This window comes from Ruegeria sp. BHSB172 (genome assembly GCF_059613165.1).
Map to the genome: position 1 here is coordinate 127,169 of NZ_JBXWRZ010000005.1, position 21,375 is coordinate 148,543.

The following is a 21,375-nucleotide window of genomic DNA, read 5'->3' on the forward strand; positions in this document are numbered from 1 at the left end:
TTTGACCGATGCTGCGTGGTGGCCCAATGACAGCAACGCGCAGGCAGCTACCTTTGCAAAGTCAGGCCCGTTCTCCGACAGCGGCCATTCGTATTGCGCGCGGTCAAAGCCGGGCAAAGCCCGGGCGGACGCGCTATTGCTCACTTCCGCCCCCTTAGTGATCGGCAATCCGAAGCTGCGCTAGAGCTTGGCCGCAGACACCGGCGCCCAGGGTTCCCACCATGGCTTCGCCTGTTCGATTTCATAGGCCAGGGCGAAAAGCGTGTCCTCTCGACCGGCTGGTGCAACGAAATGGCTGCCAACGGGCAGGCCTTCGCGGGTCAGCCCTGCGGGCACGGACATCCCTGGCAATCCAAGCGCGTTCTGAATCGGGGTGTAGGACGTGAACCTCGCAACGCGCGCGAACATCTCCTCGAATGGGACGCTCTCATCGAAAAGCGTGCCAATTGCGGGTGCTGTGCTTGGGGTAACCGGTGACAGAAACACATCGAACTCGGACAACCATGCGTCATGTCTGACGCCCAGATTCAGCATGTACGCGTTTGCAGCTTCCTGGTCTTCCGGAGTGAAGTTGCGCGCGAACGCGGCCCAGTCGCGAACAAACGCGTCGAGCAGTCCGGTTTCTTCCGGAGGTCGGCCCGCCTTTGCCGTCGCAGCGTCGGCGAGGCCCACCATGCGGAACCCGAAGATCTGGTTGAAACGTAATTCGAACTCGTCGTCCACGGGGCTTTGCGTTTCAATCACGCTATGGCCAAGGTCTTCGCAGAGTTGCGCCATTTCTTCGATGACGCGCTGCACCTCCGGATCTGGCAGGTCGCCGTAATAATTGCGCAGGTCAAACCCGATCCTCAGCCGCTCGGTGGACGGGCCCGAGACGAACGGGATCGGCCTGTGCGGCGCGGTCGGTGACCGGTCCTGCCCCAAGGCGAACAGCATCGCGCTGTCTCGCACGGAGCGGCTAACGCAATTGTCCGCGGCATAGGTGGTCTGATCACTCGATCCCCACAGCATGCGGCGACGGCTCGGCTTCAATCCGAAGACACCGCAACAGGATGCAGGGATCCGGATGGACCCGCCGCCGTCGCTGGCATGCGCAAGCGGCACGATACCTGCCGCGACCGCAGCCGCGGACCCTCCGCTGGAGCCTCCGGAGGAATGGTCGAGGTTCCACGGGTTGCGGCACGGTCCGAGCAGTTGACCGTTCGTGACGGGAAGTGCTCCGACTTCTGGCATATTGCTCTTGCCGATCAGGTTCAGCCCGGTGGCCTCCTGGGCCAGCGCCAGCGGCGCAGACCTTTGCTGATAATTGTCGCGATACACGCGCGAGCCGTTTGTCGTGTATTGCCCTGCAATATCGAGGTTGTCCTTCACCACAAACGGAACCCCGGCGAACGGGCCCTGGGGGCGCATGTCTGCAGCCTTGTTTCGTGCTGCTTCGTACATCGGGGTCGTGATCGCGTTGAGACGCCCATCGAGCGCGAGGGCGGCATCGACAGCGGCTTCGCAAAGCTCCGAAGGCTCCACTTCTCTTGATTTGACGAGGGAGGCGAGACCGAGTCCGTCCGTGGTCAAGAGGAGTTGCCGGATGTCTGAAACCTGCGCTGCGGCCCGCTTGCCGGCGGTCGCGCAAACGAGGCTTGCGCTTGCCGACCTGAGAAGGTCTCGTCTTGACAGCATGGTCGTTCCTTTCGGCTCGAGTGAGGTCATCGTACCAGTCGAGAGGGGAGTGGCCTCCAGCGTCGGTCGACGATCAGCGCGGAGGAGACTTCATCGCTCGAGGTTTCTCCAATGGCCCTTAGTTTCCCAGCACGTCCAGCGCCAACACCGACGCCAGCCTCACACCCCACGGGATCGCGTCTAGGTCGACCACGTAGTTCGGCTCGTGGGGGGCAAACGGGAACTCCAGGCCCTCGGCACGCGCCCTGGCGTAGACCTCCGGATTGGCCGTGCCGACAAAGATGTAAGCGCCGCTTGCACCCTCGATACCATCGATCAGAAGAAACGCATCGTCCGACCCCGGAACCTGAACGCCAGCAACTGCATTTCCCTCAATGACCGGCTGGTCGCTGATCATCGCGTCCACGGCCTTGGCTTCGGACAGGACCTCCCCGATGCGATCCATCCACTCCCCGTCATTGACGATGATCGGTGCATATCCCTTTTCCACAATGGTCGGCATCATGTTCTCGTCCGTGATGCCGTAGGTCCGGGCGTTGTTGTTGGCGATCCGCTCGATGCCGGACACCATAACCTCGCGCAGCTCTGGTGTCGAGTAATGCAGCTTGAGCTTCAACTCGGCCTCTGTCGGGATGACGTTGTTGTCGATACCGGCCTGCACGCTGCCAACCGTTAGCACAGCCGTTTCGGTCGGATCGGTCATGCGCGAAATGATCGTCTGGTACTGCAGGATGGACATTGCGGCCATGAGAACCGGATCGGTGGCGTGATGTGGCGACGAGCCATGGCCGCCGGATCCCCGGAAGGTGACGTCGATATGATCCGTTCCCGTGCTGATCCGGCCCTTGGTTAAGGCGACGGTGCCGAGCGGAAACGGCCCGGTGTGAAGCGCCAGGAAGTAGTCTGGCTCAGGCACGCCATGGGTCTCGTAAAGCCCGTCATCTCGCATTGCCTTGGCGCCCTCCACGGGCTCTTCCGCCGGCTGCGCGACGAGAACAAGCGTCCCGGACCATTGGTCTTTTAACTCTGCCATGGTCTTGGCAAGGCCGATGAGCCAGGTGGTGTGGGCGTCGTGGCCGCACATGTGGGCGACCGGCACCTCGTAGCCGATGGCGTTCTTGACAGTCTGCGTGCTGGCGTAGGGCAAGCCCGTCTCCTCGCGGACTGCGTTGGCATCCATGTCCGCCCGAAACATGAAAGTGGGGCCCTCGCCGTTCTCCATGATCCCGACGACGCCGGTGATGCCGATGCCTGTCTTTACCTCGTAACCGAGCGCCTCCAGTTCTCGCGCGACGATCCCAGCAGTCCTGATTTCCATGAAGCCAAGCTCGGCATGCTGGTGAATATCCTTGAAAATGTCCTGCAAGCGCGTGGTATCTGCTTCGACGATCCGGTTGATTTCCGGGACCAGAGCGGCCCCCTTGCTGGCCGTTTCGGCGACAGCGGGCGCGGCCGCGAGGCCCGCAAACAAGGCGGCACCAATCAATGGCCATGCCGGCAAATCCACAACTAAACTTCGACAAAGTCATTCTCCCCAATTGATCAAATAGCCCGCGGGGTGCCAGCGAGCGCAGATACTTCTGGATCGTCTGGTTGGGATCGTTGGAGAAATACGCGATTATGATTTGCCTAGCCCTGATCGAGATCAAGTACCATTAAAGGAGAGCGATCCTGACTTGTTTGCTCTTGTACACCGCTAAAGAGCTTAAACCTAGCTATTTGGGAATGGTAGTATCTGCCGATCAGCCAAATGTCGGAAACGGAGTTGTAACCCGCCACCCCTCTGGCGTCGGCTTCGTCCGCCCATCTGGCACTCGACTGACTCGGCGCGAAGGTCCGGTCTGACCAGCCTCCCAGTTTCTCAACATGTCCGCTCTGGGCTGGCCGCAGTCGTTGTTTCGGATCTGGCGAACGGCAGAAAGGTCCGCAACTCAGCCACAAGACAGTGCCGGACCAAGGGCCGCTACTCTCGAAACCAGTCATCGAGGTCGCAAAGCAGACGTTGCTCCGAATGTAGACAGCGCTGAGTGACGGCTATTCGGGTTCAAGCAGTCATCTGACCGAAACACTCAGATGTCTCAGGAGAGCCCAAAGCGGATGGTCCGCTTTGTTCCAAAGATAGGCCTAACCCTGCAATCCCGAAAACGCTGCTAGCGAGAGAAAAACATCTGCTCCATTTCGCGCCGTATCCGCAGGCGTTCGGGATATTCCTGCAGGAACACCTTGGGCGGTTTGCCTTCCCAGACCTGCGCATAGACGCGCATCTTGTTACCGCCATAGATCTTGGCGAGGTCTTCGTTGGAGTATCCGCGTGCCCAAAGGTCATCGGTAATTGCCGCAAGGATTTTAGCCAGTTCGCCATTGCCAGTAGCGCCGCGATTAAACGCGTCGATCATGTAGCCGCCGTCGTCATACATTGTTGCGTTGGCGGTAGCGAAATCGACCACCAGTTCGGTTGAGAACATGTCATCGGTGGCAATGCCGACGTGATCCACCCCAACCAATTGCACATAGTAATCGATCATATCAGCGGCTTGTTTGGGCGAAATATCTTCTGGCCAGATGCCGTCCATCATCCATTCGGTGAAGGTAGGCGCGACATAGCCACCGGAGTTTGCTGCGCGGACCGCCTCGTCATCGTGAATGGCGCGATAGCATCCTCGCGCTGTCCGGTTGGGTTCATCCAAATACAAACCCGCAGGCACCGAATGGGTATAGACGTAAGGCACGCCGGGATAGTTCGCATCCATGTAATCCATCGCATCATTGGCTGTTTTCGACCCGGTATGGCTGAGGTCCAGCAGGATGCCGAAGCGAACCATTTCATCGATCACAGATTCGCCCCATGGCGTTAGTCCGATATCGCGTCCATTGTAGGCGGCCAGCTGGCCCGAGCCAGTACGGAAGATATCGTTATAGGCCAGGATCATCGATTTGATGCCCATGTCCTTGAGCAGGGCCATCTTTTTCAGATCGCCATTCAGGATCGTTGCAGTCTGGCTGTTCCAGATCACCGCCGTCTTGCCTTGGATATGCGCAGCTTCGATATCTCGGGTCTGGTTCACGATCAGGTAGTTTTCGGGGAACTGCGCCATGGCCGCGCGGAAATGGTAATGCTGTTCTAGCAGGGTCTCGAACGACATGTCGGCAGCAGCCAGTGTCATTTCATGCCCGGTGATGCCATTATCGCGCGCGCGCTGGAAATAAGTGTGCAGCTGTTCGTAATCCGTCCAGCCGGTGCCATAGGGGCTAGCCAGCATGCCAATCACTATGGTGTCCTGAACAAATTGCTTGGCTTCTTCCGAAGCGGGCCAGGTCTTGCTTTCTTCGCTGGCGAAAGCGGCCGTCATGCCAAAGGCAAAAAATATGGCGGAAAGCGTCGACTTCATCCTGTACAATTTCCTTTCAATAAACTGCCCAGCGGAGGGCATGAGATCGTGCTGGTTGCAACATCAACCGAGTATTCCCGGGCCCAGCTTAACAGAGTATGACTTATCATTGTGGGTCATTTGAATGGAGATCGCCGTGTCGCAGAACCGTCCCAGACAGGCCGAACTGGTCCTGATCAAGGCCGCGCAGGTTATGCCATTTGTCGACACGATTTCCCGGCGGGGCGGCGATATTGCGGGTTTTGCAGAGCGCGCTGGCATGCCTCTGGACGCAGTGCTTGAGGGGCAGGGTCTGATCGGCGAACGTTCGGCCTGGCGCTTTATTGGTTTTGCGGCGCAGGCACTGGACCTGGACCACCTAGGCCATGTGACCGCGCAGGAGCACCCGGTTCATTCAACGGGCGATTTGGGCGGCATGCGGGTGCGCATGGCATCCACGCTGGGCAGGTTGCTGCGGTTTTTCGTCGAAGATGTCACGTTTGAGAACAACGGCGCGCAATACGCGCTACTCCCGGAAGGCAACACTATTGTGTTCCGCCGAAATGTGATGTTCCCAGATTGCGTAGGCAGGTGGCAGACCGAACAATACATGGTTACCGTCTTGATGCAGATTATTGCGCTCTGCGCGGGCCCGGACGCACGGCCTTTGCAGATAAGGCTGGCCTCCAACGACCGGCCGTTGCCGGTGCCGGCAGACTGGGATGGTATCGACATCCGATGGGGCAATACGTGGACCGATATCGTTCTGGATGCGGATCTGCTGAACACGCCTTTGGATGCCGGTCTTGCCAAACTGAACCAGTATCATGCGCGGAATGCGGACACGCCGGTATCAATCGACGACATCGACTTTATCGTTGATCGGTTAATCTGGTCCGGGCAGGCACGGCTGGACTGCGTTGCACGCGAACTGGGTGTCAGTGGCAGCACCGTGAAACGAAGGTTGCGCCAAAGCGGGCGCAGGTTTTCCCAGATCGTGGATGCAAGACGTCATTACTGGGCCGAGTACATGCTGAGCGAAACGGACACGCCGATTTCACATACAGCAAGCGCGTTGGGCTACCAGCATCTGTCGAACTTTTCCCGCGCCTTCAAAGTCAAAACCGGCGTGTCACCGCGCGTGTTTCGCGCTCAATTGAAAGCCAATTCAACTCAAAGAAGCTAGCAAAATCGCCGTAAAGATAGCTTCGGCTCGGACCCTTTCCCAATGACCGCATTGTCCGCGACTCGGTCATTGAGCCAATTTCTTCGAATGTCCGATGGCTGGTTTGAACAGCCATTCGAGCCGGCAAAATTCGACGTCCCTGCCTTGAACGACTGCTTCGACCAACACCGGACGTCAGTGAAAATCCGTGCAATGACCGGGTCGCGGACAAACCCGCCTTTTGCCCACGCAGCTATTGCTAGCGCAGCATTTGCTGGCCCGTGCAGAACGTTTGTTGTTGCGGTGCAGCGCAAGTCACCGAAGCAGTCATTCCACGGCGTCGATTTGGCACGAACCGAAACTGAACTTTCGCCGCAGTCTGACCCGACAACTCAGACGCGGACACACCGGACTTGTGCACTTGCGGCTATTGCTGGTGCAGCATGCTGACTGCATCTGCGGTGTACGATTGGGTTCGTTGTTACCAACGTTCACCAGCCCAATCATTGGTGGGGCGGACTGCTTGAACGAATGGAAATCGCACTCACCGGAAGACCTTCAACATGATACAGCAACGATATTTTAGTATGCAGCAAACCACTTTTGGATAAAACCAGCGTCGGCCTAGGTCCAACGTGTTAAATAAACCGGAAACTGTTGATGCTTAACCGCGCATGAACTTGGCTTGCGGGAAAACGAAATCTCCTAAGGTGCGTTACGCGCAGCCCTTCAACTGATGGAAATCAGACGTTTGACAGAATCCAATCCCTAACGATGCTTGCGTTTGGTGTGAGCGGGGTCTCTTTTGACCAGACTAGGTAGAAGCCTTTCCCGGTCGTCCACGCCCAATCGGATCGGGCGGCAAGGAGCTGCTTTTGCACCAGCGGTGCGACGAGATGATGCCAGCCAAAGGCAAAGCCTTCGCCCGCCATGGTGGCTTGCAAGACAAGCGCATAGTCGTTCAGGCGCAAACCGCTTTTCGGCGGCTGTTCTGGTATCCCGAACGCGCGAAACCACTGCGCCCAGGACGGGCGTTCCCGGATCGGTTCCTCCAGATGGATCAACCGTTGGTGCAGCAGCCCCGTGATGTTGCGCAGATGCACCGCCGACGCCATGACGCGGGGTGCTGCGACGGGGTAAATGATCTCGTCTGCAAGGCCCGCAGAGTGGCACCCCGGCCAGTTCCCATCGCCCAATCTGATCGCAAGGCTAATGGGCTCGGCGGTCAGGTCCGGCTCGCGGTCGCTTGACTGCAGGCGCAGGTCAATTTCGGGGTATTTTTCCTGAAACGTCCCCAGCCTTGGCAGAATCCAATAATTGTTGAACGCAGATGACGCGCTTAGCGTGACGTGATCATTGCTGACGGATTGCCGAATGGCCGTGGCGGAGTGTTCCAGCAGATCAAAGGCCCGGCTGACATCTGCAAAAAGCCGTTCACCCGCATGTGTCAGGCTTATGCGGCGATGCTGACGCAGGAACAGAGCAACGCCAAGCGTGTTCTCCAACTGCTTGATAGACACGCTCACCGATGGTTGCTGAACGTTCAACTCCTGTGCCGCGAGCGTAAAGGATTGCCGCCGCGCAGCCGCTTCGAAAACGGCAAGGTGGCGGGGAGAGGCGAGGTATGACCAGAGATTTTGCATAATCTGAAACTATCCAAACCATTGGATTTTTCAACCGTCACAGCGCCTACGCGATGGTTTAGTCTGCAGCTTACTCATTTCATGGAGGGGACGAGCCATGGCACGACGGGCACGCGCATCGCGCAACAGGGACACCACACATGCGGGCGTACCTGCATCTCCACATATCGGTAGAACTCTTCCGTTCTTCGAGGTTCTGGACGAGGCCCAAATCGAAAAGCTGGAGGGCCAGGTTGATTGGATCATTCAGGATGTAGGAATAGCTTTTCGGGATGACCCCGAAGCGCTAGAGCTCTGGCGGCGCAAAGGCGCAAACATCGACGGCGATATTGTGCGCGCGCCCGCTGATTGGATCCGGTCGCTCTGCGCCAAGGCTCCGTCTGTGTTCACGCAACATGCCCGCAACCCCGACCGCTCCGTCACCATCGGCGGCACAAACCAGGTCTTTGCCCCGATCTATGGCGCACCTTTTGTGCGCGATCTCGAAGGGGGTCGGCGCTATGGCGATATGGATGCTTTTCGCGATCTGGTACGCCTGACCTATCTTCACCCGAACTTGCATCACGGCGGGTTTGTCACCTGCGAGCCCTGCGACGTGCCGGTCAGCAAACGGCATCTCGACATGCTCTATGCGCATATGACCCTGTCAGACAAACCGCATCTGGGAGCCATCACCGAGATGAGCCGCGCCCAAGATAGTGTCGACATGGCCGAGATTGTCTTTGGCGAGGAGGTGATGGAGCAGAACTGCGTGATCATGGGTAACGTGAACACCAACTCGCCGCTCCTGGTCGACAAGGTGGTTACAGAAGCCGCTCGCGTCTATTCTACCCGCGGTCAGGGGTTGGTCGTGGTGCCGTTCATCCTGTCGGGCGCGATGGGGCCTGTGTCGACCGCCGCATCGGTGGCCCAGGCGATGGCCGAAGCGATGATGGTCTGCGCCTATGTGCAGCTTCTGCGCCCCGGCGCGCCCTTTGTGCTAGGCAACTTCCTGTCTTCCATGTCGCTCAAATCCGGTGCGCCCACCTTCGGGATGCCGGAGCCTGTCATTTCCAACTATGCGATCGGGCAACTGGCCCGGCGTGCTGGGCTGCCTTTGCGCTGTGGCGGCTCGCTGACCGCCTCCAAGATTGAGGATGCGCAGGCCGCCTATGAAAGCGCGGATTCGATGCATTCGACCATGCTGGCGGGCGCCAATTTCGTACTACATGCGGCTGGTTGGCTCGAGGGCGGGCTGTGCACCGGCTTTGAAAAGCTGATCATGGATGCCGATCGGCTGGGCAGCTATCAGAAGGTACTGTCCCAAGGTTTGGATGTCTCTGACGATGCCCTCGCCCGCGACGCCTATGGCGAAGTGGCGCCGGGCGGGCATTTCCTGGGCTGCGCGCACACGATGCGCAACTACCAGACCGCCTTCTACGAACCAAAGCTCAGCGACAGCGAAAACGTCGAAAGCTGGGAAGACGCGGGGTCGCAAGACATGCGCGCTCGCGCCAACGCCCGCGTGAAACAGATGTTGGCCGAGTATCAGGCGCCGCCCATCGAAGACAGCACCCGCGAAGCGTTGGAAGAGTTTGTGGCCAAGCGCAAAGAGGAGCTGCCCGATGCCTGGTATTAAGATCACAGGGTTGCGTGTGACGCCAATCAACATTCCGCTGGAAAAGCCCATGTGGTGGACGGGCGGGCACTATCCCGGCACCTCCAAGACCATCATCGAGGTCGAAACGGATCAAGGCCTTGTTGGCCTCGGCGAAGCGCCGTCTATCGACGTGCTGGACAGTATCCGCGCCATGGGCGAGCGCTTGATCGGTGCGGATCCTCTCGATGTCGCAGGATGTGAAGCACTCTGCGTTCCGCCCTGGCAGATCGTGCAGAACACTGATGACAGTTCGGTGGTCAAAGCCTTTGGGGCCATTGAGATCGCCCTATGGGACCTGCGCGGCAAGGTCGCAAATGAACCTCTGTACCGCTTGCTGGGTGGTGCGGTGCGTAAAGACATCCCATTCACCGAATACTTCGGATATCGCGAGGGTGGCGAGATGAGCCCCGAAGCGGTCGCCGAATACTGCATCCGAATGCGTGAAGAACATGGCAGTACCATGTTCGAAGGCAAGCTGATCCTGGGCGATCCCGAGCTTGAGATAGACACGGTCAAGGCCCTACGCGATGGGCTTGGGCGCGAGGCGATGATCCGTCTGGACAGCAACATGCAATGGAGCCTGCCCACAGCCATGCGCGTCTTCCGCGAGATCGAGCCCTATAACATCCGCAACTACGAAGACCCGGTCGCAACCTTTGAAGAAATGGCCGAACTGCGTCGCCACTTCACCATTCCGATCTCGTCCCACGTGCCGGATATCCGCCGCTCTGTGGCGCTTGGGGCACCCGACTATATCGTGACGAACTTTGCCGTTCTGGGTGGGATTGCGCGCGCGGTGCGTTTCATTGGCGCTTGCGAGGCGATGGGAGTAGGCTTCTGGTGCTATTCTGGGGATGCAGGGATTGCCACGGCAGGGTATCTGCACATGTCTGCAGCGATGCCGTGGATATCCGAACCCTCTCAGTCATTGTTCCGCTGGCAGATTGGCGACGTGATCGAAGGCGGCCCATTCCGCCAGAAAAACAATGTCGTTTCCGTGCCCGAAGGCCCCGGCCTTGGCGTAACGCTGGATCGCGATGCGCTGGCCCATTGGCACAGCCATCTCGTCGAGAACGGACCTCTCGACCATTTCCATGACCCTGCAATGCCGGGGCGGTTCCGCCGCTTGCCGCTCAACTAAGGAGAAATCCAATGCCCGAGATTCAAAAAGACGAAACCGCCACCGGAAAATCGCTTCCCTCGCACGCCAAGGTCGTTGTGATTGGCGGCGGGGTTGTTGGTTGCTCGATCCTGTTTCACCTGGCCAAATTCGGCTGGAAAGACGTGGTCTTGCTGGAACGCGACGAGCTGACCTCCGGTTCAAGCTGGCACGCGGCAGGGCAGATCCACACGATCAGCAGCGATCCCAATATCAGCCGTTTGCAGAGCTATACCATCGATCTCTACAAAGAAATCGAGGAAACCTCCGGCCATTCCGTAGGGCTGCATATTACTGGCGGGTTCTATGCGGCTTCGACCAAGGAATGGTACGATTACCTGAAGCGGGAACGTTCCAAGGCGCGCTATATGGGGCTGAACCAGGAATTCATCTCGCCCAAGGAACTGGCCGAGCGGCACCCGCTGATTGATCCCAAGCATTATCACGCAGCGCTCTGGGACGATCAGGATGGGGACCTTGACCCCTCAGGCGCCACCTATGCGTTCGCCAAATCCGCCCGCGTGCACGGCGCGCAATACTTCACCCATTGTGGTGTCACTGCCATGTCTCAGCGCCCCGATGGATCCTGGGATCTGACCACACCGAAAGGGCAGATCAACGCCGAGCATGTGGTGAACTGCGGCGGCCTCTGGGCGCGCGAGGTCGCTCATATGTCCGGCATCCACCTGCCGGTGCAGCCAATGGAGCACCACTACCTGATTACCGAGAAAATCCCGATGATCGCGGAGCGTATGGAGAGCATGGGCGAAGCGGGCCGTTTGCCTGCGGGCATCGACTATGAGGCCAATATCTATTTCCGTCAGGAACGTCAGGGTATGCTACTGGGCACCTATGAGCCCAAATCGACGCCGTGGAAGGTCGAGGGAACGCCTTGGGACTTTGGCCATGAGCTGTTGCAACCGGATTTGGACCGGATCGCGGACCGGCTTGAGATGTCCTTCGAACGCATCCCCACCATTGGTGAGGCGGGCATCAAGGACATGATCAACGGCCCCTTCACCTTCGGCCCCGATGGCAACCCTATGATCGGCCCGGTGCCGGGGATGAAGAACTACTGGGTCGCAGTGGGCGTCATGGCCGGGTTCTGTCAGGGCGGCGGCGTGGGCCTGACCATGGCCGAGTGGATGATCGACGGAGAGCCCTCGATTGACGTCTGGGCCATGGATGTGGCGCGCTTTGGCGAATTTGCCACCCCAGATTGGGGCACGGTGAAATCCGCCGAGAACTACGAACGCCGGTTTGTTATGACCTTCCCGAACGAAACCCTGCCCAAGGGTCGCTTGCAGAAAACCACCGCGCTTTATGACCGGCTGGTTGCCAAAGGCGCAGTGATGGATCAGGGCTTTGGCCTTGAGAATGCGCTTTGGTTCGCCGATAGTCCCGAGGATGCCCATGAGGAGCCTACCTTTGAACGCAACCGATCCTTTGACTATGTCAAACGCGAGGTTGAGGCCGTGCAACAGGCCGTGGGCGGTATCGAGATCGCCAACTTCGCCAAGCACGAATTCAAAGGCGCGGGCGCGCGGGATTATCTGAACAAGACGCTGGCGGGCTATGTGCCCAAACCGGGCCGTCTGACCCTGACGCCGATGCTGACCGAAAAGGGCCGCCTCTACGGCGATCTGACCGTGGCGTGCCTGGCCGAGGATCACTTCATGCTCTTTGGCTCTGGGGCCATGCAAGAGGCTCATCGCCGATGGTTCGAAAAGGATCTGCCTGCCGATGTCAGCTATACCAATGTGTCTGATGACTGGCACGGCATCGCCCTGTCGGGTCCGAAATCGCGCGAATTGCTGGCGCGGATCACCCGCGATGATGTGAGCGCCGAAGACTTCAAGTTCCGCGACTTGCGGCAAACCTTCGTGGGCGGCGTGCCGGTGATCCTCAACCGGATCAGCTTCTCGGGCGAGCTGGGCTATGAGATATACTGCAAGCCGCAATACCTGCTGCGTCTGGCCGAGGCGATCGAGGCGGCAGGCGCCGATCTCGGCTATCGCTGGTATGGGGCGCGCGCGCTGATGTCGATGCGGCTGGAAAAGGGCTGGGGCGTCTGGACGCTGGAATTCCGCCCCGATTTCGACGCGGTCGAAAGCGGCATGGATGCCTTCATCAACTGGAAGAAGGACTTCGTGGGCAAGGCAGCCACGCAAGCCATCCGTGATGCAGGCCCCAAGCAGAAGCTTGTGACCATGACCATTGATGTGGACGGGATTGACGTCAGCAATGACGAGGCGATCCTGAAGGATGGCAAAGCGGTCGGCTATGTCTCTTCGGGCGGTTATGGCCACCGCGCCGCGCTGTCGATGGCCATGGGCTATGTCGCAGCCGAACACGCAGCGCCCGGAACGACGTTGCAGGTCGAAATCCTGGGCGAAATGTATGAGGCTGAGGTGCTCGGCGGGCCAATCTATGATCCGAACGGCGCAAACATGCGGTGCTGATCTATGGGATACCCAGAGATCAACATCTGCGCCGCACCTACAGGCACCGAAGAAGTCCAACGCTTTGTCTTCGTGCTTTGCCCCGGATTCTCTTCGCTGGACCTGGGGGCTGGTCTCGACTCTCTCGAAGCGGCTAACGATGTGTTGTCGAAAACGGTGTTTGAATGGGAGATCGCCAGCGAAGCCGGTGATCAGGTTCGAGCGTCATCGGGTTTAACCGTTGCCGTTGAGCGAACGCTACCGCCAACGCGCAAAGGAGACTGCGTGGTGATCTTCGGGCCTACAACCACAACAGAGCCGCCCTCAAAACGATTGATCGCTTGGCTTCGCGAGGCCAAGCGGTTCGGCGCGGAGCTTTGCGGCGTGGGCGGCGGCGCAATTATCTTGGCGCAGGCAAAACTGACTTCAGGTCATCCGGTGAGTGCGCATTGGAGCATTCAGAGTGCCGTGGCGGAAGCCTTTCTTGATCTGGATGTCCGGTGCTCTGTGTTTGAGCAGGGTGGCAATGCCACGACATCGGCAGGAGGTGCGGCGACATTGGATTTGTTTCTCGCCCTGATCGCAGAAAGGCTTGGAACACAGACCGCGGCCCGGGTCGCCGACCAGCTTTTGTGCAGCACGGTAAGATCCGGCACCGACCGCCAGACAAGAAGCGATCTGTGTCGCTTGGGGACACGGCACGAACGCCTCGGAAAGGCGATCCTTCACATGGAGGAGAACTTTGGGTCCGATCTGTCCCCCTCGCAGGTTGCGGCAATCGTCGGACTGTCAACCAGACAATTGGAACGGCTGTTCCTGCGCTATGTGGGCTCAAGCCCCAAGGTCTACATCACGACTTTGCGGCTCGAGCGCGCGCGGCACCTGCTGCAGCAAACAAATCTGCGCGTCATTGATGTCGCGATGGCTTGCGGGTTCACATCGGCCAGCCACTTTTCAAAACTTTACCGCAAACACTGGGGCATATCCCCAAATGTTGAGCGGGGCGCACCGTAGGCCTGAGGCGCTTCGGAGTCTGGCTTACCACGCTCGTTTGAGGCAACGTCCGCGTTTTGTCGTCGTTACGAACGCTCTGTCAGCTTCAACAAAATGGCAGCGGAAAAAGTGTTCTATCAGGGTCCAACGCCCGACCTGCGCCTGCAAATTTCAATGCAGCAGACCATCATTGAAGCAGGTCGCGCCACAGGTTCTCTTGTGACAAGTAAATTGGCACCGCAGTCGTCACTGTGAAGCGTATGAATGACCGACTTTTTCGACAGCGCGCAACACTATCAACTGAGCAAGCGCAGCGATTTTCGTGCTGCGTGCGCGCGCAGCAGCGAAATCGAATTTACAGAATGGGCTCGAAGCAGCCGATTGCACTTGCAGCAACGGCTCTATCCGTTGGCTTCTGAAAGCTGCAGTTGGCGAGGATGTTATAAACCTGCCACCAGCACGGTGCTGGTGACTGGGCTTGGAGGGAGGATCGGAGGGCAAATTATGCCAAGAGTCCAACTTCCCGCAACCACCCCAAAACGCAGAGCCTGGAACAAAGGGCGGATCATCGGTCAAAAACGGCCTCTACTGCCCAAACAAGTCTGGGCGATCCGGGCAAGGCTCGAACTGGCGGGTTATCTGCGTGATCTTGCTTTGTTCAACGTCGCTATCGATAGCAAGTTGCGCGGCTGTGATCTTGTCAGACTGGCCGTATCTGACCCTGTAAAAGATGATCGCGTCCGAGAGCGCGTTTCCGTGATCCAGAGCAAGACCAAGCGGCCGGTGCAGTTTGAATTGACTGAAAACACACGCGATGCCGTTCTGGCGTGGGTCAAATCGCCCGAGATGTTTGCCTGCCGGTTTATGTTTCCGAGTCGGTTCCATGATCGGCCGCACATCTCCACGCGCCAGTATGGTCGGCTTGTCCGCGATTGGGTGACGGCAATCGGCCTTGAACCAAGTGGCTACGGCACTCATTCGCTTCGCCGTACAAAGGCTGCGGAGATTTACCGCAAGACAGGCAACCTCCGCGCGGTCCAACTGCTGCTTGGTCACACAAAGGTCGACAGTACAGTGCGCTACCTTGGCGTCGAACTTGAAGATGCCCTGAGCATCGCTGAGCGCATTGATATCTGAGCGAACTTGGCGAACGGTCGTGCCGTTCGCCATTTCAAACCGGGTGTTTGTCCCTTATGCGGCGTTGGTCGGTGCCGAGCCCATAGGAGAAGTGTCCAAATCCTGCTGCGTGCGCACGCAGCGCGGATTATTCTGCGGTTGCTGAGCTTTGGTTGTCGCAACGCGGCAAGAAAACCAGCCATTCGATCAGAGCGCGACGAAATTTGTCACTCGAACCAATAGATCGCGGACGAAACTGCCATTCGTCCTTGTGCTCACATCACCCGAATTTGGACCAAACTTCAGTTATGGCCCTATGATTGGAGGAGGCTTCCAGCGTTGTCCTGACATTGCGTTTCCGACAATCGCGGCAAGCAGGATTGCACAGGAGGACAAAGCCCACGATCGCCGACATCGCGGCCGAAATCAGTTGCAGCCGGAAATCCGGAGTCATGCTTCAGCCTATCAGTGTAACGGCTTGAACGATGCCGCTGAAGAGCAGCATCCACCCGAGAAACACCGCAAGAGCGACATTGGTCGTCAGAGGGTAAATGAGAACGAGAACGCAGGCGAGAACGAGCAAAATGCCCTGTACTAAGAACAGCCTCGAACTGCGCCTCACCGTCTTGCGGGTCACGTCCCGCATCGCTTCTGCGGCTGCATCAAGTGTCATCGATACAGCCATATATCCGGCTCCTTCCGTTTTGGGCGCGGCATCCCTGTCTCGTTTTGCGAATCAGAAGTGGGCACGCACGCGCAACCCGAGAACCACCATGTTTTCGGTCGTGGGGTCGTTCGCAGGGTTGGTAACAAGCTGCACACTTGGTGTGATCTGGAAGAAATCCGTCACGTCCCACCGGTAGAATGCCTCCATTGTGAACTGGTTCCGTGAGTTACCAGGTGCCCGTCCCCAGTTCACCCCGACTCCAGCAAGATCCTTGCCGTCGCGGGCGTCGTACCCCGTTCCAACGCTGATCGATCGGTCGAGAAGCGTTCCGCCATCTTTGGCATAGCCTGCACGGAAGAACGGCCTCCACGCGTCCTGGCGACCGCTCGCCAGAAAAGAAACGCCGTAACCGCCGGGCACACCAGCCTGCATTCTCTGATCAATCTGCCAGAAAGTCAGCTGAACTGACTGGTCGTATCGATTGTCCCAATCAGGCGCCCAACCTATGCCGAAGTGTTTGAAGGTCTCGCCGGTGTCGAAAAGCGTTCTGGCGCTACCGACCGGGTCTGCCGGGTCTGCGTTGGCATCTGCAAAGCCAGCGAGGATCGCCCAACTGTCGCTTAGTCTCCACTGCAGCGCGGCTCCCAATCCCTGAGAGGGCGCTGGAACAGTTGGTAGTTGCTCAAAGGCGAGGTTTGTGAAGGCGGTCCATGGGTTGGCGAGGCTGTTGATGTCAATGTAGTCGGTGACATCAACCTGACCGATGACGAAGCTGCCCCGACCATCGGCAAACGCTTGACGCCAGTAGAGGTTGGTCAACAACCACCCCGCATCGCTAAAGGTCGACGAAAAAAGCCCTGCATATCCAAGGGATGGCCCGAGCGCCTGGGGCGAGAGATGGCTTCCGAAGGCGCTCCGATTCTCGATCTTGAAGACCAAAGCGCCAGCGTAGGGAGTGCCGCGTCCGGACGCTGTCCAAGTGCCGAAGAACCGAAACACGTTGCTTGCCGCATCGGACGGCGTCAGGTCTGAGTCGGTACCGAGATACTGGGCCATCTCCTCGAGACCGAATGTCAGCCCCACGCGGTTCTCAAACCCATTTTTCCAGTCCCGGTACGCCTGCACCCCCCCCAGATCCTGCTGATCGGACGTGGCTGCCAGCGTTCCGAGAACGCTTTTTGGAGATGAAAACCCATCACGGCTTAGGCCTTCAGGTCGGACTTCCGCGGGAAATATGGTGGCGAGTAGCGCGCAGACGACCGTCAGGGTATATCGCAACCATCGGCACCAAACATAACGCCGCATCGCGACACAGACGCAATGAGGGTCAAATGCGCCTTGCATGCTCTGCTCATTAGGTGCCTGTGACATAGTTTATCAACTCCAATTGCAGGTAATTGAGGGGACAAACGCCTCGCAGGCCAACTATATGTTATGAGCTCGCTTAGCTCGTCCCGAGGACCGATGTTTGCTGCGGTCGATCCGCGCCTGGCGGCTGAGCCAAGGTCATGGCGAATAAAGTGCTCCCGATAGCAAGCACGCAGGCCGCGCCTGCGAGCCGTGAACGGGCTTCAAATCTCAGGCGTCTCTGGGGGGTGCTCCCGAGGCGCGCCTCGGCCCAGTTGCGACCCAGGATCGCCGCTATGCCGAGGGCCGACATGGCGAGCGCCATACCCGCCGAAATCGCGATCACCATCATGACCGCGGGAACCACAAGGTCGTTCGCGAGGCCAAACAGCATGACGATAAGCGCGCCGGTGCAAGGCACCACACCTACCGCGGCTGCGATCCAGCCGCCGCCTTGCGATTCGGTGTTTGCAGCGGAGCAGGCCGCACATCCGGCGTGGGCGTGGCCGCCGTGGTGATCGTCATGAGCTGCTCGTATGTTCGCGATGGCATGCCATAACATCACCGCACCTATTGCCATGATCAGCGCGTAGCTTCCGAGCCGGATCAACCTGTAATCCGAGGGCGCCGCTCCCGTCGCTTGTCGTACGGCGAAGTCGAGCAGGAAGACGACGACTACCGCCGACAGCACGTGCATAACGGCGATCCGGCCGCCCATGACGACGCCACGTCTGAGACTGCCACCGGTTCCGATGAAGTAGGAGACGACGACGGCCTTGCCGTGTCCCGGGCCAAGCGTGTGCAGCGTACCGTAGGCGAACGCGATCAGCAGCGCGAGCCCGACTCCGCCGGCAGACCGGCCTTGCTCCATGTCCGTCATCGCTGTGGTGAAGATGTCGGTGATCCTGGCCTGCGCGCGTACCAACCAGGAAAAATCCTCGCCTGCGGAGGTAGCGGCAACGATCTCGCCGGGCGTCCCGCCGATTACAGCCTGCTCCATCGCGTACGACGTCGGAATGCTGCGCGAACCGTCTACAAGGAACAGAGTGTGACTTGCCGGCCAATGCGTCAGGCGCCCCGCAAGCCGTACCGGCGTGAACATACCAATGGAATCGACCCCCTCGGGATAATCGACATGAATGATCTGGTTCGGTGGAGGCGCAGGGGCGTGTATGCATGCTCCTATCCACGGCACCAGAAGAAACTCAACGACGCGCCCGTTTTCCCGGCGCAGCGGCAAGACATACCCGTCAATGGATAACTGAGATTCCAGCAAGCCCGATGCGACCTCAAACGCCGTTTCGTCCCAGTCTTGGACCGCGATGCCGTCAGACGAAAGCGGATCGAAGAGGTCGTCCGGCGGCAGAACCGTTTGCGGGCCGCTCAAGGATGACTGACCCGCATACGTTCCATCATCCGCTTTATCGTCTTTCTGGGCCTCGAGGCTCATACCCAGGTCGTTCCATGTGATGACTGTGGTCGGTCGATCTTGCGCATGGGTCGAACCAGCAGCAGCCAGGAGGAAAATTGACACCACGAAACAAATGCTAAGTACAAACCGATGTGGCGTGCGCTCGTCTGTTTCTTTGAGGCTATGTGATGCGTCCTGCGCGCACTTGTAATGACCAAGCATCCTGATTGGGGTTGAGAGCCAAATCATCAATTCGAAGCCTCAATTATTGCCGGTTTGTTGATCTTCCCCGGTGGGTGTGGAGTGGGAGACGTTCCTGATTTGCGACGCGGTGCGCAAAGGGGTTCGAGGCGTATTCACCGCCAGCGTGACTTGGGTTGCTTCGAGGTTCCACATACTCGCCATCCGCGCTTCACCGTCGAGGACGAAGATGGTTTCGTTGCTCTCCTGAGGCGCAAGCAGCCCCGTCACTGTCACCGGGGTGTAGAGCGACCGAGCCGGAGACCCCGCATCGACCGTCACGCGGATCAGCTGGTTGGGTGGCGGCGGGGGCGTATGGCTACACATACCCACTTCCGGCACAAGATATCCGACGGTGAGACCGTCTTCGTCGATGCCCGCGGGAATGAGGAAACCGGTAATGGTGACCGTGGTCCGGTGGAGCTCCGGATTGGTTGAAAGGAGTGCACGCTTCCGCGCTTCGGCCACGATCCACCGCTGGGCCAGCAACTCTTCGATGTCATGGCCGGCAAGCGTCAGCGCGTCGCGCGCCGCCTCGAGCCGCGCCTCGAGCCGTGATCGTGCGTCTTCCGGAACCTCCCCGCTCGCAAGCCGCTGCTCGAGACGGACGAATGTTCGCAACTCCCCGAGCATCTCGAAACCCATATCGCGAAAAGGGTCGTCGAAATCCTGCGCGGCAGGGTCTGGCAAGTCGGGGAAACCGATCCGGGTTGGTTCCGCCTGCACAGTCGCGGCGGCAAGCAGTACCGCGACGAGTCCAACACCCATTCGTGTCCGTAGCTTGGCTGCCCATGTCGTCATGGCTCAATTCCCTCCCTGCGGAGGAATGCCAGGCGCCACATCCGGCATGCCGGTCGAGAACTCCCGGTTCCACGCTTCTTCCGACACTGCCTCGAAAAGCGGCCGATCCTCGGGTTCGAAGCGGATCGGCCGGCCTGCGAAGACTTCGAGCAGTTCGTCGTCGCGCACCGTGACCTCGCCATGCACGATGACCGCTTTGAAGCCGGTTGAAGGGACTGCGCCCTGATTGTAGGTCGCGTTGTCAGTGACGGTCTCGGGATCGAAAACGACAATGTCGGCGATCATGCCTTCCTGCATCCGGCCACGCTCTTGCATGGCCTTCAGCCCCATGCGTCCGAGATGATGGGCTGCGTTGTAGCTGAGGATCGACAGGAGTTGCATCATCGGAATGTCGTTCTCGCGTCCCAGCCGGAGCGTTAGTGCGCGGGCACCGGCGAGGCGCGGATGGGTATTGCCCAGCTCCTCGAACGGGGTATTCCAGGGTGCCGTCAGAGGCTCGGCAAACATCGCGTCGCTGGCCATCGTCACGCCCTTGAGCGTCAACCATTTCACGGAATCCTCCGGCGGCGTCTTATAAAGAAGGATTTCCTGGGTCGGGTTGTCCTTGATCACCTGATCGTATTTTTCCTGAGTATAGAAATCACCCGTAATCGGGTCCTGCATCGTGTCTTCGTAGCGATGACCCTGTCTCTCGACCCAGTTGTCCGGCTGGAGGAAAACCGCATTCACCGTGGTCGATCCAGCGGAATAGGGATAGACCTCGCCCCAGATGTTGTGGCCCAGTTCCTGAAGCCGTGAGATCAGTTCGTGCGTGAGACGCCAGCCGGGATTGTTGAAATGCTGGATCAGCACAGGAGCGTCGAGGGCAAGCGCATTGGCGATGGCCTCTTGGGCGCCGACGTTCTCGAGGGTGTCACCGTCCGGGGTGAACCGGGTGTGTACGGCGGTCTGACGGCCATAACGCGCTCCAACCTTCTGCACCTCGAACAACTCGCGCGTAGTAACGCCATCACGCATGTAGCCCAGCGTAGAGCCCACACCCAGCGCGCCAGCCTGAAGGCCTTCATCGATGATTTGCAGAATCTTGTTGCCGGTGTCGTAATCCGCCTTGTCCAGGCTCCAACCCGATCCCTTGCGGGAGGTCAGCGCCGCCGCCGGCCCCAGCAGAAGGGTTTCCTCATCGTCGAAACCGTCGAGCACGATGGCGCGGGCTTGTTCGTGGCTGGAAGCGCACCCGAAATTCGCCTGGTTCTTGCCTTCGCGTTCTTCGTACCACCGCGCGATGAATGTTCCTGCGCAGCCCTCCTCGAGGTCCATGCTCGACGTCAGTCCGTCACGCAGGCCAAGCGCATAGCCCATCGGTTGTTGCCAGTGGAAATGCGTGTCGATGAATCCTGGTGCTACGATGTGACCCGTGGCGTCGATTTCCTCGGCCCCGGTCAACGCGTCCTTGGAAATCTCGACAATGCGACCGTCCTTGATGCCAACATTGGCGACGCTGTCATACAGCGTTTCGGGGTCCATCACGCGACCGTTTGAAATGACCAGATCATAGTCTTGGGCAATGGCGCCAGAGGCGAGAAAAAACGTCGCCGTGACCACCAATGTTGCAAACGTCGTATGTCGTTGCATAACAGGTTGTCCTTTCAAGGTTCGATTGTGCAGAGTTGCTGGCGTCACCTTGACGCCGACTTCCTTGGCCAACGAG

Annotated in this window: 16 protein-coding genes; 7 read left to right on the forward strand and 9 right to left on the reverse strand. The window is 58.9% G+C overall.

Annotation, left to right across the window (positions count from 1 at the left end; translation table 11 throughout):
- Positions 1–180 precede the first annotated feature (180 nt).
- The 3 genes from AC2FM3_RS04770 to AC2FM3_RS04780 form a co-directional block, all read right to left on the reverse strand.
- Complete coding sequence (locus AC2FM3_RS04770) at positions 181–1,707, reverse strand: amidase family protein (protein ID WP_496679476.1); 1,527 nt, start codon at positions 1,705–1,707, stop codon at positions 181–183.
- 88 nt (positions 1,708–1,795) lie between these two features.
- Positions 1,796–3,184, reverse strand: coding sequence for an amidohydrolase (locus AC2FM3_RS04775; protein ID WP_496679477.1), 1,389 nt, complete (start codon positions 3,182–3,184; stop codon positions 1,796–1,798).
- Positions 3,185–3,827: 643 nt separating this feature from the next.
- Entirely contained in the window at positions 3,828–5,108 is a 1,281-nt protein-coding gene (locus AC2FM3_RS04780; RefSeq protein ID WP_496679479.1) for a membrane dipeptidase, read from the reverse strand.
- 82 nt (positions 5,109–5,190) lie between these two features.
- Between AC2FM3_RS04780 and AC2FM3_RS04785 the strand changes: the two genes are divergently transcribed.
- Complete coding sequence (locus tag AC2FM3_RS04785) at positions 5,191–6,231, forward strand: helix-turn-helix transcriptional regulator (protein WP_496679482.1); 1,041 nt, start codon at positions 5,191–5,193, stop codon at positions 6,229–6,231.
- A 722-nt stretch (positions 6,232–6,953) separates the two neighbouring features.
- On the opposite strand, the gene AC2FM3_RS04790 is transcribed toward AC2FM3_RS04785, so the two are convergent.
- On the reverse strand, positions 6,954–7,853 hold the full coding sequence (locus AC2FM3_RS04790; RefSeq protein ID WP_496679484.1) for a LysR substrate-binding domain-containing protein: 900 nt from the start codon (positions 7,851–7,853) through the stop codon (positions 6,954–6,956).
- A gap of 97 nt (positions 7,854–7,950) precedes the next feature.
- Here AC2FM3_RS04790 and AC2FM3_RS04795 point away from each other — a divergent pair, with 97 nt between their 5' ends.
- The 6 genes from AC2FM3_RS04795 (at position 7,951) to AC2FM3_RS04820 (ending at position 15,222) form a co-directional block, all read left to right on the forward strand.
- On the forward strand, positions 7,951–9,471 hold the full coding sequence (locus AC2FM3_RS04795; protein WP_496679486.1) for a trimethylamine methyltransferase family protein: 1,521 nt from the start codon (positions 7,951–7,953) through the stop codon (positions 9,469–9,471).
- Positions 9,458–10,633 carry a mandelate racemase/muconate lactonizing enzyme family protein gene (locus AC2FM3_RS04800; RefSeq protein ID WP_496679487.1) on the forward strand — a complete coding sequence of 392 codons (1,176 nt, stop codon included), beginning with the start codon at positions 9,458–9,460 and terminating at the stop codon, positions 10,631–10,633. The genes AC2FM3_RS04795 and AC2FM3_RS04800 overlap by 14 nt, the downstream gene beginning before the upstream one ends.
- A gap of 11 nt (positions 10,634–10,644) precedes the next feature.
- Positions 10,645–13,113 (forward strand): GcvT family protein, encoded by a 2,469-nt coding sequence (locus AC2FM3_RS04805; RefSeq protein ID WP_496679489.1) that lies wholly within the window; start codon positions 10,645–10,647, stop codon positions 13,111–13,113.
- Between the two features lie 3 nt (positions 13,114–13,116).
- Positions 13,117–14,106 (forward strand): GlxA family transcriptional regulator, encoded by a 990-nt coding sequence (locus AC2FM3_RS04810; protein ID WP_496679491.1) that lies wholly within the window; start codon positions 13,117–13,119, stop codon positions 14,104–14,106.
- Positions 14,107–14,199: 93 nt separating this feature from the next.
- Positions 14,200–14,340, forward strand: a complete 141-nt coding sequence (locus AC2FM3_RS04815) for a hypothetical protein (protein ID WP_496679493.1) — start codon at positions 14,200–14,202, stop codon at positions 14,338–14,340.
- Between the two features lie 249 nt (positions 14,341–14,589).
- A complete protein-coding gene (locus tag AC2FM3_RS04820; protein WP_496679528.1) occupies positions 14,590–15,222 on the forward strand; it encodes a tyrosine-type recombinase/integrase in 633 nt (210 codons plus the stop codon).
- Between the two features lie 436 nt (positions 15,223–15,658).
- Here AC2FM3_RS04820 and AC2FM3_RS04825 read toward each other — a convergent pair whose 3' ends face one another.
- The 5 genes from AC2FM3_RS04825 to AC2FM3_RS04845 form a co-directional block, all read right to left on the reverse strand.
- Complete coding sequence (locus tag AC2FM3_RS04825; RefSeq protein ID WP_496679496.1) at positions 15,659–15,886, reverse strand: DUF308 domain-containing protein; 228 nt, start codon at positions 15,884–15,886, stop codon at positions 15,659–15,661.
- 51 nt (positions 15,887–15,937) lie between these two features.
- The gene (locus AC2FM3_RS04830) at positions 15,938–17,146 is read right to left on the reverse strand and encodes a carbohydrate porin (protein ID WP_496679498.1); all 1,209 of its coding nucleotides are present in this window, start codon (positions 17,144–17,146) and stop codon (positions 15,938–15,940) included.
- A 166-nt stretch (positions 17,147–17,312) separates the two neighbouring features.
- Positions 17,313–18,875 (reverse strand): HoxN/HupN/NixA family nickel/cobalt transporter, encoded by a 1,563-nt coding sequence (locus tag AC2FM3_RS04835; RefSeq protein ID WP_496679500.1) that lies wholly within the window; start codon positions 18,873–18,875, stop codon positions 17,313–17,315.
- Between the two features lie 12 nt (positions 18,876–18,887).
- Positions 18,888–19,667 carry a DUF3299 domain-containing protein gene (locus AC2FM3_RS04840; protein ID WP_496679502.1) on the reverse strand — a complete coding sequence of 260 codons (780 nt, stop codon included), beginning with the start codon at positions 19,665–19,667 and terminating at the stop codon, positions 18,888–18,890.
- A 3-nt stretch (positions 19,668–19,670) separates the two neighbouring features.
- A complete protein-coding gene (locus AC2FM3_RS04845) occupies positions 19,671–21,371 on the reverse strand; it encodes an amidohydrolase family protein (RefSeq protein ID WP_496679505.1) in 1,701 nt (566 codons plus the stop codon).
- Between the last annotated feature and the right edge of the window lie 4 nt (positions 21,372–21,375).

Bases quoted from the DNA above. Each gene is read 5' to 3' on its own strand.
- AC2FM3_RS04835 (WP_496679500.1), bottom strand. From the start codon at position 18,875: ATGATTTGGCTCTCAACCCCAATCAGGATGCTTGGTCATTACAAGTGC.
- AC2FM3_RS04780 (WP_496679479.1), bottom strand. From the start codon at position 5,108: ATGCCCTCCGCTGGGCAGTTTATTGAAAGGAAATTGTACAGGATGAAG.
- AC2FM3_RS04770 (WP_496679476.1), bottom strand. From the start codon at position 1,707: ATGACCTCACTCGAGCCGAAAGGAACGACCATGCTGTCAAGACGAGAC.
- AC2FM3_RS04840 (WP_496679502.1), bottom strand. From the start codon at position 19,667: ATGACGACATGGGCAGCCAAGCTACGGACACGAATGGGTGTTGGACTC.
- AC2FM3_RS04825 (WP_496679496.1), bottom strand. From the start codon at position 15,886: ATGGCTGTATCGATGACACTTGATGCAGCCGCAGAAGCGATGCGGGAC.
- AC2FM3_RS04810 (WP_496679491.1), top strand. From the start codon at position 13,117: ATGGGATACCCAGAGATCAACATCTGCGCCGCACCTACAGGCACCGAA.
- AC2FM3_RS04820 (WP_496679528.1), top strand. From the start codon at position 14,590: ATGCCAAGAGTCCAACTTCCCGCAACCACCCCAAAACGCAGAGCCTGG.
- AC2FM3_RS04785 (WP_496679482.1), top strand. From the start codon at position 5,191: ATGGAGATCGCCGTGTCGCAGAACCGTCCCAGACAGGCCGAACTGGTC.
- AC2FM3_RS04815 (WP_496679493.1), top strand. From the start codon at position 14,200: ATGGCAGCGGAAAAAGTGTTCTATCAGGGTCCAACGCCCGACCTGCGC.
- AC2FM3_RS04790 (WP_496679484.1), bottom strand. From the start codon at position 7,853: ATGCAAAATCTCTGGTCATACCTCGCCTCTCCCCGCCACCTTGCCGTT.
- AC2FM3_RS04800 (WP_496679487.1), top strand. From the start codon at position 9,458: ATGCCTGGTATTAAGATCACAGGGTTGCGTGTGACGCCAATCAACATT.
- AC2FM3_RS04795 (WP_496679486.1), top strand. From the start codon at position 7,951: ATGGCACGACGGGCACGCGCATCGCGCAACAGGGACACCACACATGCG.
- AC2FM3_RS04805 (WP_496679489.1), top strand. From the start codon at position 10,645: ATGCCCGAGATTCAAAAAGACGAAACCGCCACCGGAAAATCGCTTCCC.